13 protein-coding genes are annotated in these 15,569 nt (G+C 66.8%); 10 read left to right on the plus strand and 3 right to left on the minus strand.

Annotated elements, in window-relative coordinates; all coding sequences use genetic code 11:
* The first annotated feature begins 138 nt into the window (after positions 1-138).
* A complete protein-coding gene (locus CDV49_RS04095) occupies positions 139-2,094 on the plus strand; it encodes a lytic transglycosylase domain-containing protein (RefSeq protein WP_088214299.1) in 1,956 nt (651 codons plus the stop codon).
* Between the two features lie 222 nt (positions 2,095-2,316).
* Here CDV49_RS04095 and CDV49_RS04100 read toward each other — a convergent pair whose 3' ends face one another.
* A complete protein-coding gene (locus CDV49_RS04100) occupies positions 2,317-3,231 on the minus strand; it encodes a DMT family transporter (protein WP_088214300.1) in 915 nt (304 codons plus the stop codon).
* 18 nt (positions 3,232-3,249) lie between these two features.
* Positions 3,250-3,936 carry a tRNA (5-methylaminomethyl-2-thiouridine)(34)-methyltransferase MnmD gene (gene mnmD, locus CDV49_RS04105; RefSeq protein WP_088214301.1) on the minus strand — a complete coding sequence of 229 codons (687 nt, stop codon included), beginning with the start codon at positions 3,934-3,936 and terminating at the stop codon, positions 3,250-3,252.
* Between the two features lie 69 nt (positions 3,937-4,005).
* On the opposite strand from mnmD, the gene CDV49_RS04110 reads away from it, so the two are divergent.
* Both CDV49_RS04110 and CDV49_RS04115 read left to right on the plus strand, forming a co-directional pair.
* Positions 4,006-5,043: an NAD(P)/FAD-dependent oxidoreductase gene (locus tag CDV49_RS04110; protein ID WP_088214302.1), complete on the plus strand. Its 1,038-nt coding sequence runs from the start codon at positions 4,006-4,008 to the stop codon at positions 5,041-5,043.
* Positions 5,044-5,297: 254 nt separating this feature from the next.
* Positions 5,298-6,962 (plus strand): thiamine pyrophosphate-binding protein, encoded by a 1,665-nt coding sequence (locus CDV49_RS04115; RefSeq protein WP_088214303.1) that lies wholly within the window; start codon positions 5,298-5,300, stop codon positions 6,960-6,962.
* A gap of 68 nt (positions 6,963-7,030) precedes the next feature.
* Here CDV49_RS04115 and CDV49_RS04120 read toward each other — a convergent pair whose 3' ends face one another.
* Positions 7,031-8,365: an MFS transporter gene (locus CDV49_RS04120; RefSeq protein ID WP_088214304.1), complete on the minus strand. Its 1,335-nt coding sequence runs from the start codon at positions 8,363-8,365 to the stop codon at positions 7,031-7,033.
* Positions 8,366-8,585: 220 nt separating this feature from the next.
* Here CDV49_RS04120 and cyoA point away from each other — a divergent pair, with 220 nt between their 5' ends.
* Genes cyoA through CDV49_RS04155 form a run of 7 tightly spaced genes read left to right on the plus strand, consistent with a single transcriptional unit; the run spans position 8,586 to position 15,458 of the window.
* Positions 8,586-9,770 (plus strand): ubiquinol oxidase subunit II, encoded by a 1,185-nt coding sequence (cyoA, locus tag CDV49_RS04125; protein ID WP_256947230.1) that lies wholly within the window; start codon positions 8,586-8,588, stop codon positions 9,768-9,770.
* A gap of 14 nt (positions 9,771-9,784) precedes the next feature.
* Positions 9,785-11,788, plus strand: coding sequence for a cytochrome o ubiquinol oxidase subunit I (cyoB, locus tag CDV49_RS04130; protein ID WP_088214305.1), 2,004 nt, complete (start codon positions 9,785-9,787; stop codon positions 11,786-11,788).
* An 18-nt stretch (positions 11,789-11,806) separates the two neighbouring features.
* Positions 11,807-12,436 carry a cytochrome o ubiquinol oxidase subunit III gene (gene cyoC, locus CDV49_RS04135; protein WP_088214306.1) on the plus strand — a complete coding sequence of 210 codons (630 nt, stop codon included), beginning with the start codon at positions 11,807-11,809 and terminating at the stop codon, positions 12,434-12,436.
* Positions 12,433-12,846 (plus strand): cytochrome o ubiquinol oxidase subunit IV, encoded by a 414-nt coding sequence (gene cyoD / locus CDV49_RS04140; protein ID WP_088214307.1) that lies wholly within the window; start codon positions 12,433-12,435, stop codon positions 12,844-12,846. The genes cyoC and cyoD overlap by 4 nt, the downstream gene beginning before the upstream one ends.
* Positions 12,843-13,622 (plus strand): SURF1 family protein, encoded by a 780-nt coding sequence (locus tag CDV49_RS04145; protein WP_256947231.1) that lies wholly within the window; start codon positions 12,843-12,845, stop codon positions 13,620-13,622. The genes cyoD and CDV49_RS04145 overlap by 4 nt, the downstream gene beginning before the upstream one ends.
* The gene (locus tag CDV49_RS04150; RefSeq protein WP_218821882.1) at positions 13,619-14,962 is read left to right on the plus strand and encodes an ATP-binding protein; all 1,344 of its coding nucleotides are present in this window, start codon (positions 13,619-13,621) and stop codon (positions 14,960-14,962) included. Before CDV49_RS04145 ends, CDV49_RS04150 begins: the two co-directional genes overlap by 4 nt.
* A complete protein-coding gene (locus tag CDV49_RS04155; RefSeq protein WP_035744874.1) occupies positions 14,901-15,458 on the plus strand; it encodes a response regulator transcription factor in 558 nt (185 codons plus the stop codon). The genes CDV49_RS04150 and CDV49_RS04155 overlap by 62 nt, the downstream gene beginning before the upstream one ends.
* Positions 15,459-15,569 lie beyond the last annotated feature (111 nt).

Below are 15,569 nucleotides of genomic sequence, written 5' to 3' on the forward strand. Positions count from 1 at the left end.
CTCCTTGGGCTTCCGGCCCGGTTCCTTCGGGCGCCTTTTAATCATCGCGGAAGCGGTTGCCAACTGGCCCTATTGTGAGTTGGAGGACGCCTCTCGCATCGCTACACTCCCGGCAAAACAAGAAGCAGGTTCCGTCACATGTCCCGTCTCGTCCCCGCCGTTGCCGCGGCCTTTCTGCTGGCCTCGTTCGCCGCGCCCTTTGCCCAGGCCGCGGCGGAGCAGCGTCCGGCGAACCGTCTCGCCGCCGCGCTGGACGCGGCCGGGCGGCAGGACTGGGACGCCGCGCAGGCTTCTGCCCGGACATCCGGGCCCATCGCGGCGGACATCATCGAATGGCTCCGGCTCCGGCAGGGGGAAGGGAGTTTCGGCGCCTATACCGCCTTCGTGGCGCGGCACGGCGACTGGCCGGGGATAGACCTCGTGCGGCGACGGGGGGAGGCGGCCATTCCGCCGGGCGCCGACCCGGACCGGGTGATCGGCTTCTTCGGGACGCAGCGCCCGCTGACCGGGCAGGGGGCGCTGGCGCTCGGCGCGGCCTGGAAGGCCAAGGGGCAGACGGACAAGGCCGCGGCGGTCGTCACCCGCGCCTGGCGGGAACTGCCGCTCACCGAGAGCGAGCAGGCGGCGCTGATCTCCGCCTGGCCCGCGCTGCTGGCCAAGCATCATGTCGAGCGGCTGGACAACATGCTCTGGCGCGAACGGTTTACGGATGCGGAGCGGATGCTGCCGCTGGTCAACGGGAACTGGCAGGCGCTGGCGCGCGCGCGGATCGCCCTGCGACGCGATCTGCCGGGGGTGGACGGTTTCATCAATGCGGTGCCCGACAGGGCGCAGTCGGACCCGGGTCTTGCCTGGGAGCGGTTCGCCTGGCGGATGCGCAAGAGCCGGTATGAGGAGGCGGCACTGTATCTCGACGGGCTGGACCGCAGCCCCGCCTCGCTCGGCAGGCCGGAGATCTGGGCGGAGCGGCGGGCGCTGCTTGCACGGCGGGAGATGCGGCTGGGCGATACCAAGCTGGCCTACCGGCTGGCCTCGCAGCACGGGCTGACAAAAGGCGCGGATTACGCCGATCTCGAATGGCTCGCGGGCTATATCGCGCTGCAGCGGCTCAACAATCCCCGGCAGGCGATGACGCATTTCCGCAATGTGCGGACGGCGGTGAACTCTCCCATCAGCCTAGGGCGCGCAGCCTATTGGGAAGGGCGCGCGGCGGAAGCTGCGGGCGATCGCAAGGCCGCCGGAGCGGCCTATGCGCTGGCCGCCGAGTTCCAGACCGGCTTCTATGGCCAGCTCGCGGCGGAGCGGATCGGCCAGCCCATGAAGACCGATCTGGCAGGAACGGCCAAGGTGCCCGACTGGCGTGGCGCTCCCTTCACCCGCGATTCGCGGTTTCAGGCGGCAGAGCTTTTGCAGGCGGCAGGGGCCCGCGATCAGGCGAAGCGGTTCTACATCGCGCTCGCCGATTCGCTCGATGCGGGCGGATTGGCGCAGCTGGGGGAGGCGGCGCTGGCGAAGGGGGAGCCGAATATCGCGCTTCTGGTCGCGAAGGAGGCGGCCTCCCGCTCCATCGTGCTGCCGCGCGCCTATTTCCCCACGATGGAACTCGCCCGGCTCGACCTGCCGGTGGAGCGGGCTCTGGCCCTGTCCATCGCCCGGCGGGAGAGCGAGTTCGACGCGGGCGTCGTGTCCTCCGCTGGCGCGCGCGGGCTGATGCAGGTCATGCCCGGCACCGCAGAGCAGATGTCGCGCAAGCTGGGCGTGGCCTTCGCGCCGCAGAAGCTCACCAGCGACTGGACCTACAACGCGCGGATGGGCGCCGCCTATCTCGCCCATTTGCAGGAGGAGTTCGGCGGTTCCGTGGCTTTGCTGGCGGCGGGCTACAACGCAGGGCCGGGGCGGGTCCGGGAATGGATCGCGACCTATGGCGACCCCCGTTCACGTGAGGTGGACGTGGTGGACTGGATCGAGAGCATCCCGTTCACCGAAACCCGGAACTACGTGATGCGCGTGGCGGAGGCACTCCCCATCTATCGCGCGCGGCTTGCCGGAAAGACGGTGGAACTGCGCCCCACGGCGGATCTGAAGTCTCGGTAGAGCGGGCAAGTTGCGCTGGAACGGGCGTCCGGTCCCGCAGGTCCGGGCGGTTCCGTCAGGGGCGGACCCATCCATCCGCCTGCGCCGGAGCAAAGGCGGCTTGGCATTGCGGCGGCATCTCTCGAAGGCATTTCGAATGGTGCGAGTGCGGGGGCGCAGCCGCGCGATGACGCCTGTGAACCGGACCCCAGTCAGGCAGAGCCGCGCGCCATCCGCCCCCTTTCAGGGGGAGGTGATCGCGGCCTCTGCCCGTGCGGCGGCGGCGGCCCGCGCGGCCACCTTCCGTTCCCGCCAGAGCGTGAACAGCCCGGCGCCGACCACGATGGCCGCGCCGATCACCAGGTTCCATGCCAGCGTCTCGCCGAAAATCGTCAGGCCGATCACCGCGACGAAGGGAAGCTGGAAATAGGCAAAGGGCTGCACCGCGCTCGCCTCCGCCACCTCGTAGCAGCGGATCAGCATGTAGTGGGAGAGCACGCCCACACAGCACAGAAGCAGCATCCAGCCCCAATCCGGCGCGCTCATCGGTTGCCAATTGGGCAGGCCCACCGCCGTCATCACCACGGCACCCACCGTTCCCGTCCAGAAGAAGCTGACGCCCGCGCTGTCCTTCTGGCCGACGTAACGGGTCAGAAGCCCGTAGATCGCAAAGGAAGTGGCGGAGATGAACGGGACCAGTGCCACTGCCGAAAAGACGTGATGTCCGGGCCGCAGGATCACCAACACCCCGAGGAAACCCACGGCGATCGCGGCCCAGCGGCGCCAGCCGACCTTCTCCCCCAGAATCGGGCCGGAGAGCGCCGCGACGATGAGCGGATAGGCGGTGAAGATCGCATGCGTCTCCACCAGCCCCAGCAGGGTGAAGGCCAGCACCATCACGCAGATCTCGAAGGCGAGGAGCAGGCCGCGGAGGATCTGGAGCTTCGGATAGGCGGGCCGGAGCGCCCGGCGCAGGCCGCCCGGCATCCGCGCCGCCAGCGCCACGCAAAAGGCGGCGAAGAACCAGTAGCGGATCATCGTCACCATCAGCACGTTGTATTCGCCCGCGAGATGGCGCGAAATCCCGTCCTGCACCGCAAAGACGAAGGTCGTGCAGATCATCAGCACGATGCCGAGACGGGTGTTCTGTTGTGCCATGGCTGGTCAGCGTCCGCTTCAGGGTGTGAGCAGACGACCAGCGGTCATATGCCGCTTGCGTCCGTATCCCTCTCTGCGCTCTACCGCAAATCCCGCCGCCTGCAAGGCCCGCCGCACATGTCCCGCAGCCGTATAGGTGGCAAAGGTGCCGCCCGGACACGTGTGAGCGGCGACGGCGACCATCAGCGCCTCATTCCACAGCTCCGGGTTCTTGGCGGGGGAGAAGCCGTCGAGGAACCACGCATCCGCCCGCCCCGTCCAGAGCGGCAGCGTCTCCCGCGCATCGCCCTCTACGATCTCCACCTCCGCCGGGCCGAGGGGGAAGCGGCGCTCCCCTCCCGCCCATGCCGAGAGCAGCGGCTCCGCCATGCCCGCGGCCTCCGGGAAGGCGGAGAGCGCGCGGGCCATGTCATCCGCGCGCATCGGGAAGGCCTCGAAACTGGTAAAGCGGAAGCTGCCGGGAAGGTCCGCCGCCTGCCATGCCAGAACGGTCGCGATCAGGTTCAGCCCGGTGCCGAATCCCAGCTCAGCGATGTGGAAGCCGTCTTGGAACCGCGCGGGCAGATCATTGCCGCCAAGGAAAACATGCCGCGTCTCCGCCAGCCCGTCGCCCAGCGAGAAATACGGGTCGTCGAAGCGGCGGGCGACCGGCACGCCGCCGTCGCGCCAGTCGATCTGGGCCGTGTCGGAAGGTGTGTGCGGCATGGCATGGTCCTCAAGGCTGTTCCGGGGCTAGAACAGAGCGGCACGACACACAAGCGGGGAGAGCAGGGCATGACGGATGTGACGGTTTACGGCGCGGGCGTGTTCGGGCTTTCCATCGCCTGGGCCTGTCTGGAACGCGGAGCCAAGGTGCGGGTGATCGACCCGTCGGGTGTGGGGGCCGGAGCGTCGGGCGGCGTGGTGGGCGCGCTTGCACCGCATGTGCCGGAGACGTGGAACGAAAAGAAGCAGTTCCAGCTCGACAGCCTGCTGATGGCGGAGACCTGGTGGGCGGGCGTGGCACGGGCCTCCGGCCGCGATCCGGGCTATGGGCGGACGGGGCGTATCCAGCCGCTCATGAGCGCGGAGGCCGCGACGCTGGCCCGCACGCGGGAGGCCACGGCCGAAGCGCTCTGGACGGGGGCGGCGAGCTGGCGTGTGCGCCCTGTTTCCGCTGGCGAAGGCGACTGGCTCCCCCCCGGTGTGGTCGAGGTGGTGGAGGATACCCTCACCGCCCGCATCCTGCCCGCCGCAGCTTGCGAGGCGCTGGCCCATGCGATCATCGCCCGGGGGGGCGATGTGCGGCGGGAGGGCGCGCCCTATGGCCGGGTGGTCTGGGCCACCGGCTGGACGGGGCTGGCGGCGCTGTCCCTGGCGCTGGACCGGAAGGTGGGCGGGGGCGTGAAGGGGCAGGCGCTGACCCTCGCGCTTCCGGCGGCGGAGCGCCCGCAGGTGTTCACCGAAGGCGTTCATATCGTGCCCCATGCCGATGGCACGGTGGCTGTCGGATCCACTTCCGAGCGGGAGTTCGATGTGCCCGACCGGGTGGACGGTGCGCTCGCGGAGTTGCATGCGCGGGCCGTCGGGCTTTGCCCGGCGCTGGAGGGCGCGCCGGTGGTGCGGTGCTGGGCAGGGGTAAGGCCGCGTGCGCGGAGCAGGTCCCCCATGCTCGGACCCTGGCCGGGGCGGGCGGATCATTTCATCGCAAACGGCGGCTTCAAGATCGGCTTCGGCATCGCGCCCAAGGTGGCCGAGGTCATGGCGGACCTCGTGCTGGAGGGGCGGGAGGAGGGCATTCCTTCGGGCTTCCGGGTCGAGGCCAACCTCTGACGCGCCTGGCGGGCCGGGTAGACATGGCGCATGGTCGATGTCGCCGCGTGCGATGCCGCCGCCGCGGGCGCGCGCCTTGAGGTGATCCCGGGGCGGATGGGGCGCAGCCCCCTCGCTCCGCGCCAAGTTCCCCATGCGGATCAGGGCAAGCCCGGCATCGGCGGCTATCCCCTTCCGTCGCCGGGAGACATTTCCAACACTTGCCCCCTCGCCTCCGCTGTCGCACTGTGCGGCCCGAACGGAAGGGAGCACCCATGCGGCACGGCGGACAGATCCTTGTGGACCAACTGAAGGCGCGGGGGGTGACGCGCGTCTTCTCCGTTCCGGGGGAGAGCTTTCTGGCTGTCCTTGACGGGCTTTACGACAGCGGGATCGAGAATATCGTCTGCCGTCACGAAGGCGGCGCGGCCATGATGGCGGAGGCCTATGCCAAGCTTACGGGCGAGCCGGGCGTCTGTTTCGTGACCCGCGGGCCGGGGGCGACCAATGCTTCCGCCGGGGTGCACGTCGCCCGGCAGGATTCGACCCCGCTCATCCTCTTTGTCGGTCAGATCGCCCGTAGCGACCGCGACCGGGAGGCGTTTCAGGAAATCGACTACCGCGCCGTCTTTGGTCCGCTGGCGAAATGGGCCACCGAGATCGATCAGACGGAGCGGATCCCGGAATATGTCTCCCGCGCTTTCCGGCTCGCCGTCTCCGGCAGGCCCGGCCCGGTGGTGCTGGCCTTGCCGGAGGATGTGCTGGCCGGCCATGCGGATGTGCCCGATCTGGCCCCTGCCGAACCGCGCGCCCCCGCGGTTGCCGAGGCGGATGTGGCTGCCGTGATGGCGGCGCTGGAGGGGGCGGAGCGCCCGCTCCTCGTCGTCGGCGGGTCGCAATGGTCGGCTCAGGCGGCGGTGGATCTCGCCCGGTTCGCGGAGGCGCAGAACCTGCCGGTGACGACTTCCTTCCGGCGGCAGGACAGGCTCGACAACCGCCATTCGCATTATGCGGGTTATCTCGGCGTCGGCATGAACCCGAAGCTCGGCGCGCGTCTGGGCGAGGCGGACCTGCTGATCGTCCTCGGCTCTCGCCTGGGCGATACGGCCACCAATGGTTACACGCTGCTCGACCCGGCCGCGCCGGGACCGCGGATCGTGCATGTCCATCCCGACCCGGACGAACTCGGTCATGTCTGGCGGCCGGATGTCGCGGTCGTCGCGACGGCGCCCGCGATGATCGCCGCCCTCGCCCGCCAGAACGCAGCGCCGAACCCGGTGCGGGAGGGCTGGACCAAGGCGCTCCGCGCGGATTTCGAGGGCTGGACCCGGCCCAAGGAAACCCCCGGTGCGGTGAAGATGGAACAGGTGATCGGCTGGCTGGCGGAAACGCTTCCCGACGATGCGATCCTGACCAATGGCGCGGGCAACTTCGCGGCCTTCCTGCATCGCTACTACAGCTATCGCGGCTTCCCTACGGAACTGGCGCCGACGTCGGGCAGCATGGGCTATGGGTTCCCGGCGGCGATCTCCGCCTCGCTCGAACATCCGGGGCGGCGGGTGGTCTGCGTGGCGGGCGACGGCGATATCCAGATGACGCTGAACGAGTTCTCCACCGCGATGCAGCATGGCGCGACCCCGATCACCATCGTCGCCAACAATGGCCAGTATGGCACTATCCGCATGCACCAGGAACGGACCTATCCGGGACGGGTCAGCGGCACGCGCCTGGCCTCGCCTGATTTCGCGGCGCTGGCGCGGGCCTATGGCGGGCATGGCGAGCGGGTGGAGCGGACGGAGGATTTCGCGGCGGCATTTGAGCGCGCGGCGGCCTCCGGCAAGCCTGCGATGATCGAACTCGTGCTGGACCCGGAGGCGCTCTCTGCCGGCGCGACGCTGGCCCAGACGCGGGCACAGGGCGAGGCGGCGCAAAAGGGCTGAGCTCCCGGGCCGAAATGAAGAAGGGCCGCTCCGGGGAGCGGCCCTTTTAATTTTGGAAGGCCCGATGCTCAGTTCTTGAATTCGAGCTGCCGGTTCGCCCGGAGCGCCACCAGCGTGCAGATCGCGCCGGAGAGCAGATAGGCGCCCGCCGACCACAGGCCGAACCAATGCACCAGCGCCAGGGCGACCAGCGGCGCGAATCCGGCGCCGAACAGCCAGGCGAGGTCGGATGTCAGGGCGGACGCGGTGTAGCGATAGGTCGGATCGAACCGCGCCGCCGTCGCGCCGGAGGACTGGCCGAAGGACAGGCCGAGCAGCACGAACCCGACGATCATGTAGATCAGCTCCCCCGTCTCCGCCCCGCCAAGGAAGGCCGGCGCCACGACGCTGAACACCGCGATACCGATGGCGGCGAGGGCGAGCAGGTTGCCCCGGCCGATCCTGTCCGACAGCACACCCGACAGCAGCACGGCACCGACGCCCACAACAGCCGCGATCACCTGGATGATGAGGAAGTCCGCCGGCGGTTCCTCCGTGTAGAGGAATACGTAGGACAGCGGGAACACCGTCATCATGTGAAAGAGCGCAAAGCTCGCGAGCGGGGTGAAGATGCCGAGGATGATCCGCGGCCCTTCCGCGCTCAGCGTATTGCCGACCGGCGCGGGTTGCAGGTCGCGGCTTTCGAAGAGGCGCTCGTATTCCGGCGTCACCACGATGCGCAGGCGGGCGAACAGGGCCACCACGTTGATCGCGAAGGCGACGAAGAACGGATAGCGCCAGCCCCAGCTCAGGAAATCTTCGGTGGAGAGGCTGAGCACCAGATAGGCGAACAGCGCGGACGCCACGATCAGCCCGAGCGGTGCGCCAAGCTGCGGCAGCATCGCGTACCAGCCCCGCTTGCCGGGAGGCGCGTTCATGGCGAGCAGCGAGGACAGCCCGTCCCATGCCCCGCCGAGCGCGATCCCCTGCAGGAAGCGGAAGGCGGCAAGGAACAGGATCGACCAGTAGCCGATGGTGGCATAGCCGGGAATCAGCGGGATGCAGACGGTCGCCGTTCCGAGCAGGAACAGGGCGAGCGTGAGCTTTGCTCCCCGTCCCCAGGCGCGGTCAATCTGGATGAAGAGGATCGTGCCGATGGGACGCGCGACAAAGGCCAGCGCGAAGACCGCGAAGGACAGCAGCGTGCCCGTCAGCGGATCGGCGAAGGAAAAGAACACCGCTGGAAAGACCAGAACGGAGGCGATGGAATAGACGAAGAAGTCGAAGAATTCCGACATCCGGCCGATGATGACGCCGATGGCGATTTCGTTGGGCGAGACGTCATGACCGCCATCCTTGTGGATGGCGCGGGCGTCGCGTTCCGCCGTCGTCTCCGGCGTTCCCGTGGCTGCGGTGCTGCTCATGCTGGACCTCGCCTCTTCCTGCATCTGATATAAGTTGTGCATGATAGCGCACTCCGCGCCACTGGCACGGGGCGGCGTCTCTATAGAGCCGACGGCTGCACCTGCGGCATTGGGCAAATTGTCCAATGTCGTACCTGCGGCAGAGCCTTTAATCCAACGCCCGATCTTCCGGCCCAGCCGGATCGCCCCCTAGTTTCCTTGCCAGATGATGGGAAAGCCCGTGAAACCAGCGCGCCTCGTCCCCCTTATCCTCGTTCCGCTCCTTCTCGCAGCGTGCAAGCCGGTGGTCCTGTCACCGGCGGGCGATATTGCGATGCGGCAGCGGGACCTGCTTGTGATCTCCACGCTGCTCATGCTGCTCATCATCATTCCGGTGATGGCGCTGGTGATCTTCTTCGCGTGGAAGTACCGCGAATCTAACCGGAAAGCGGAATACAAGCCGGACTGGGATCACTCGACCCAGCTCGAACTCGTCATCTGGGCGGCGCCGCTGCTCATCATCATCTGCCTCGGTGCGCTGACATGGGTCGGCACGCACCTGCTTGACCCCTACCGGCCGCTCGACCGGCTGGACAAGGACAGGCCGCTTGCCGCCGATCACCGGCCGCTGGAGGTGCAGGTCGTGGCGATGGACTGGAAATGGCTGTTCATCTACCCCGAAGAGGGGATCGCCACGGTGAACGAACTCGCCGCGCCGGTGGACCGGCCGATCCGGTTCAAGATCACCGCCACCTCCGTGATGAACGCCTTCTACATTCCGGCGCTGTCGGGCATGATCTATGCGATGCCCGGGATGCAGACGCAGCTCAACGCCGTCATCAACCATGCAGGCGATTATGAGGGCTTCTCCGCCAACTACAGCGGCCACGGCTTCTCCCACATGCGATTCGCCTTCCACGGGCTTGACGACGCGGGTTACGACCAATGGGTTCAGCAGGTGCGCGAAAGCGGCCAGACGCTCGACCGCGCGACCTATCTCGACCTCGTCAAACCCAGCGAGAACAACCCCGCCACGCATTACCAGTCGGTCGATGCCGATCTCTATCGCCTGATTCTCAACATGTGCGTGGAGCCGGGGCGGATGTGCATGAATGAAATGGCCTCCATCGACGCACGGGGCGGGGCGGGTCTGGCCGGAACGCTGAACGTCCGTCCCTTCGATGCCGACGGACCGATGCGTCAGGCGACCGTCTTCGGCGGCCTGCCTTCGTTTGTGGAGACATTCTGCACCGTGGAAGACTCAAAGCTTGCCTTCGGCGGCCCGCTGGCTGCGGCCGAACTGCCCGAGCAGGTCCGCACCCGGACGCCGTTCCGCGGGCATGGCCTGACGCAGCCCTCGCTCCTGCCGTTCACGGCGCCCACTTCGCAAGCGGAGGCAGACGCCGCCCGCCCCTCCGCGCTCTGAGACAGGACTGACCGATGTTTGGTATGCCGCTCTCCGAATTCATCTTCGGCCGCCTCACCTGGGAGGCCCTGCCGCTGCACGAGCCAATCGTCGTCGCGACCTTTGTCGCGGTGGCGATAGGCGGGATCGCGCTTCTCGGCGCGCTCACCTATTTCAAGCTGTGGGGCTATCTCTGGAAGGAATGGTTCACCACGGTGGACCACAAGAAGATCGGGATCATGTACATGATCCTGGGCCTCATCATGTTCGTTCGCGGATTTGCCGATGCGGTGATGATGCGGATCCAGCAGGCCATGGCCTTCGGCGGATCGGAGGGCTATCTGAACGCCCACCACTACGACCAGATCTTCACCGCGCACGGGGTCATCATGATCTTCTTCGTGGCCATGCCGATGGTCACGGGGCTGATGAACTATGTCGTGCCGCTGCAGATCGGCGCGCGGGACGTGTCCTTCCCGTTCCTGAACAACTTCTCGTTCTGGATGACGGCGGGCGGGGCGATCATCACCATGGTGTCGCTGTTCGTGGGTGAATATGCCCAGACCGGCTGGCTGGCCTATCCCCCCTTGTCGGGGATCACCTACAGCCCATGGGTCGGGGTGGATTACTACATCTGGGGCCTTCAGGTCGCGGGTGTGGGGACCTTGCTTTCCGGCGTCAACCTGATCGCGACCATCGTGAAGATGCGCGCGCCGGGTATGACGATGATGAAAATGCCGGTCTTCACCTGGACCTCGCTCTGCACCAACGTGCTGATCGTCGCGGCGTTTCCGGTGCTGACGGCAGTGCTGACGCTGCTGACCCTCGACCGTTACGTGGGGACGAACTTTTTCACCAACGATCTCGGCGGCAACGCCATGATGTATGTGAACCTGATCTGGATCTGGGGCCACCCGGAGGTCTACATCCTGATCCTGCCGCTGTTCGGCGTGTTCTCCGAGGTGGTGTCCACCTTCTCCGGCAAGCGGCTCTTCGGCTATACGTCTATGGTCTATGCGACGGTGGTCATCACGATCCTGTCCTACCTCGTGTGGCTTCACCACTTCTTCACCATGGGGTCGGGCGCGTCGGTGAACTCCTTCTTCGGGATCACCACGATGATCATCTCCATCCCGACGGGCGCGAAGATCTTCAACTGGCTGTTCACCATGTACAAGGGGCGGATCCGGTTCGAACTGCCGATGATGTGGTCCATCGCCTTCATGCTGACCTTCGTGATCGGCGGGATGACGGGCGTGCTTCTGGCCGTGCCGCCGGCGGATTTCGTGCTGCACAACTCGCTCTTCCTCGTCGCGCACTTCCACAACGTGATCATCGGCGGCGTGCTGTTCGGCCTGTTCGCGGCGATGAACTTCTGGTGGCCCAAGGCCTTCGGCTTCAAGCTCGACCCGTTCTGGGGCAAGGTATCCTTCTGGTGCTGGGTGCCGGGCTTCTGGATCGCCTTCACGCCGCTCTACATCCTCGGCCTCATGGGGGTGACACGGCGGATGCGGGTGTTCGATGACCCCTCGCTGCAGATCTGGTTCCAGATCGCGGCGGTCGGTGCGGCGCTCATCGCGCTCGGCATCCTGACGATGTTCATCCAGTTCGGTGTTTCCATCCTGCGGCGCGATCAGCTTCGCGACGTGTCGGGTGATCCCTGGAACGGGCGCACGCTGGAATGGGCGACCTCGTCGCCGCCGCCGGAATACAACTTCGCCTTCCAGCCTGTCGTGCGCGATCTCGATGCGTGGTGGGACATGAAGGAGGCGGGCTACCGCCGCCCGGTCGAAGGGTTCCGCGATATCCTTATGCCGCGCAACACGGGGGCGGGCATCATCATCGCGGGGCTCAGCACCGTGCTCGGTCTGGCGATGATCTGGTATATCTGGTGGCTGGCCGCGCTCTGCCTCGTCGGCGTGTTCTGGGTCGCGATCGCCAACAGCTTCCGCTACGACCAGACCTTCACCATTCCCGCCGCGCACGTGAGCACGACGGAAGCGGACCGGACGCGGCAGCTCGCCCGAGCCCGAGCCTGAGCCTGGAGAGACAGTTCCATGACAACCATGACTGCAAAGACCGCGGGCGAGGCGCCGGAGTTCTTCGATCTCGACCCGCATGAGCATCCCGAAGGCGCGAGCACCATGCTCGGCTTCTGGATCTACCTGATGAGCGACTGCCTGATCTTCGCGGTGCTCTTTGCCTGCTTCGGCGTGCTCGGTGGCAACTTCGCCGGCGGGCCGGGTCCGCGCGACCTGTTCGACCTGCCGCTGGTGGCGCTGAACACCTCCATGTTGCTGTTCTCCTCCATCACCTACGGCTTCGCGATGCTGGCGATGGTGAAGGGGCACAGCCGCCATGTCATCAACTGGCTGATCGTGACGGGGCTGTTCGGGCTGGCCTTCCTGTGCATCGAACTCTACGAGTTCCACCACATGATCCACCTGGGTGCGGGCCCGCAGCGGTCGGGCTTCCTGTCGGCCTTCTTCGCCCTGGTCGGCACGCACGGTCTTCACGTGTTCATCGGCCTGATCTGGCTGGTGGTGCTGGTCACGCAGGTGCGCCGGAAGGGGCTGATCGCCGCGAACCGTCGCAGGCTCACCTGCCTGTCGATGTTCTGGCACTTCCTCGACGTGATCTGGATCGGGGTCTTCACCTTCGTTTACCTTATGGGGATGTTGAGATGAGCAAAGACTACACGCCTCTCCATACCGCGCACGCGACGCAGGGGTCGCACCAGCAGCACCTCCACGATCACCCGGATGAGGAGGAGGATCACGGCTCGTTCGGATCCTACATGACCGGCTTCATCCTGTCGGTCATCCTGACGGCGATCCCGTTCTGGCTGGTGATGGGCGAGGTGATCCCCAACCCGCGGACGACTGGCATTGTCATCATGGCCTTTGCCGTGGTGCAGATCGTGGTCCACATGATCTACTTCCTGCACATGAACACCCGGTCGCAGGGCGGCTGGACGATGCTGGCGCTGATTTTCACCCTTATTCTGGTGATCATCACGCTCTCCGGTTCGCTGTGGGTGATGTATCACCTGAACACGAACATGATGCCGGAGATGCACAACATGAGCACGATGTGACCGCCAAGGGTCATGACGTGGAACCGGGACGGGGCGATACCGAAAGGGCGCCCCGTTCGCCATTGCGGATGGGGGTGATCGCCGCCATCGGTCTCGTGCTGACAGTGTGCCTCCTCGCGCTCGGCTGGTGGCAGGTGGAGCGGCGGGCATGGAAGCATGGCCTTGTGGCGCGGGTGGATGCCCGCATCCATGCCGCTCCGGTCGCGGCACCCGGGCCGGAGGCCTGGCCCGTCGGCGCCGATACGGACGAATACCGCCGCGTGACAGTCACCGGCACCTTCGATCACAGCCGCGAGACGCTGGTGCAGGCGCTGACCGCTCTGGGCGGAGGTTTCTGGGTGATGACCCCGCTTGCGACCGATCAGGGCTTTACGGTCGTGGTGAACCGGGGCTTCGTCCCCTCCGATCGGCGGGACGCGGCCAGCCGGGAGCAGGGAGAGATCGCGGGCCGCACCACGGTCACCGGGCTTTTGCGACTGACGGAACCGGGGGGCGGGTTCCTGCGGTCCAACGATCCGGCGGGCGACCGCTGGTATTCGCGCGACGTGTCGGCCATTGCGGCTGCCCGCAGCCTGAGCGGGACGGTTGCCCCCTACTTCATCGACGCCGACGCCACGCCGAACCCCGGCGGCCTGCCGGTCGGCGGACTGACCGTCGTGCGCTTTCCCGACAACCACCTCAGCTATGCACTGACATGGTTCGCGCTGGCGATCGGAATGGCGGGCTGCACGATCTTCGTCCTGCGGCATGAAGCCGGAAGGCGGAGGCGGGCGTGAGGCCGCCCGCCGCCAGCCCGCCCACCGCGCGCAAGAACATGTGGCTGCTGATCCAGCTTCGCTGGATCGCCGTGGCTGGCCAGATCGTCGCCATCGCCTTTGCCGCGTGGTTCCTGCGGGTGCAACTGCCGCTCGTGCCGATGTCGGCGGTCGTGGCCTGCCTCGTCCTGCTGAACGCCGCGACCATCCTCTGGCTCCGCCGGGCGGAGCGTGTGCCGGGGCGCGTGGTGTTCATGGCGCTGACGCTCGACGTGCTGGCGCTGACGGCGCAGCTCGCGCTCAGCGGCGGGGCCAGCAATCCCTTCGTCACGCTTTACGTGGTGCAGGTGGCGTTGGGGGCGATGATGCTCCGGCCTCCGGCGGGGTGGTTTCTCGTCGCGCTGACGAGCTGCCTCTTTGCGCTGCTGATCGTGCTGCACCGGCCGCTGGGATTGCCCCCGGACGGACCGTCCTTCTTCAAGCTTTACGTCGCGGGCATGTTCGTCGGTCTTACGCTGGATGCGGTGCTTGTCGTCGCCTTCCTGACGCGGGTCGCCGCGAACCTGCGGCAGAGCGATGCCCGCGTGGCCCGCCTTCGCCAGCAGGCGGCGGAGGAGGACCACATCGTCCGCATGGGGCTTCTGGCCTCCGGTGCGGCGCATGAACTCTCTACGCCGCTTGCCTCCATCTCCGTCATTCTGGGGGACTGGCGGCGGATGCCAAAGCTCTCCGACGATCCCGAACTCCAGCAGGAGATCGAGACGATGCGCAGTTCGGTCGATCGCTGCAAGGCGATCATCACCGGCATCCTGATGACCTCCGGCGCCGCGCGGGGCGAGGGAACGGAACTGACCACCGTTCACAGCTTCGTTGCCCGCATCTCGCGCGACTGGCAATCCGCGCATCCCGGCGTCATGCTGGAGCGTCACAACGATTTCGGCGAAGATGTGGGCATCGTATCCGATGCGACGCTTCGGCAGATCGTGATGAACGTGCTCGACAATGCGGTGGAGGCCTCGCCCGACTGGGTCGGCCTCGACGTGCGGCGGGAGGGGGCGATGCTGCTGCTTCGTGTCACGGACCGCGGTCAGGGTTTTTCATCGCAGATGCTTGACGAATTCGGCCGGCCCTATCAAAGCACCAAGGGACGGCAAGGGCGTGGCTTGGGGTTGTTCCTCGTGGTGAACGCCATACGCAAGCTCGGCGGATCGGTATCCGCCGGGAACCGGCCGGAGGGCGGGGCGGAAGTGACCTTGCGGTTGCCCCTGCATCTCCTCAGCGCCGAGGACGAGGATGACAATGACGGAGACTGGTCAGACGGGGAGTGGGACGGAGGAGACGATCCTTCTGATCGAGGATGACCCCGATTTTGCGGCGACCCTGAAGAAATCGCTGGAGCGGCGCGGCATGACCGTCTTCCACTCGCACGGGATGGAGGATCTGGAGCAGGTGCTCGCGGCGCATCGGCCGGCCCGCGCCGTGGTGGATCTCAAGCTTTCCGGCGGCTCGGGCCTTGTCTGTGTCGATCACCTTCATCGCCGTGACCCGGAGATGCAGATCGTCGTCCTCACCGGTTTCGCCAGCATCGCGACAGCGGTCGAAGCGATCAAGCTGGGCGCCTGCCACTACCTGACGAAGCCCGCGAATACCGATGAAATCCTCGATGCCTTCGTGCGCGGAACAGGGGATCCGGGGGTGGAGCTGTCCACCCAGCCCTCCTCCATCAAGACGCTGGAATGGGAACGCATCCACGAAACGCTGGTCGCGACGGGATTCAACATCTCGGAAACCGCGCGGCGGCTGGGGATGCATCGCCGGACGCTGGCGCGCAAGCTGGAGAAGCGTCAGGTTCGCTGACCGGCTATTCTGCAACGGCGGCGTAATGGCCCGCGGCATCAGCCGTCTTGCCTGTTGGCATCGCGGGCCGGGCACGTCATTCTCCCCCGAAATCGAACGTCATGTGAACGG

Origin of the sequence: Haematobacter genomosp. 1, assembly GCF_002196855.1 — a bacterium.
GTDB lineage: Bacteria > Pseudomonadota > Alphaproteobacteria > Rhodobacterales > Rhodobacteraceae > Haematobacter.

Excerpts from the sequence above, each read along its gene's own strand:
- CDV49_RS04095 (WP_088214299.1), top strand. The coding sequence starts at position 139 with ATGTCCCGTCTCGTCCCCGCCGTTGCCGCGGCCTTTCTGCTGGCCTCG.
- CDV49_RS04100 (WP_088214300.1), bottom strand. The coding sequence starts at position 3,231 with ATGGCACAACAGAACACCCGTCTCGGCATCGTGCTGATGATCTGCACG.
- mnmD (WP_088214301.1), bottom strand. The coding sequence starts at position 3,936 with ATGCCGCACACACCTTCCGACACGGCCCAGATCGACTGGCGCGACGGC.
- CDV49_RS04110 (WP_088214302.1), top strand. The coding sequence starts at position 4,006 with ATGACGGATGTGACGGTTTACGGCGCGGGCGTGTTCGGGCTTTCCATC.
- CDV49_RS04115 (WP_088214303.1), top strand. The coding sequence starts at position 5,298 with ATGCGGCACGGCGGACAGATCCTTGTGGACCAACTGAAGGCGCGGGGG.
- CDV49_RS04120 (WP_088214304.1), bottom strand. The coding sequence starts at position 8,365 with ATGAGCAGCACCGCAGCCACGGGAACGCCGGAGACGACGGCGGAACGC.
- cyoB (WP_088214305.1), top strand. The coding sequence starts at position 9,785 with ATGTTTGGTATGCCGCTCTCCGAATTCATCTTCGGCCGCCTCACCTGG.
- cyoC (WP_088214306.1), top strand. The coding sequence starts at position 11,807 with ATGACAACCATGACTGCAAAGACCGCGGGCGAGGCGCCGGAGTTCTTC.
- cyoD (WP_088214307.1), top strand. The coding sequence starts at position 12,433 with ATGAGCAAAGACTACACGCCTCTCCATACCGCGCACGCGACGCAGGGG.
- CDV49_RS04155 (WP_035744874.1), top strand. The coding sequence starts at position 14,901 with ATGACGGAGACTGGTCAGACGGGGAGTGGGACGGAGGAGACGATCCTT.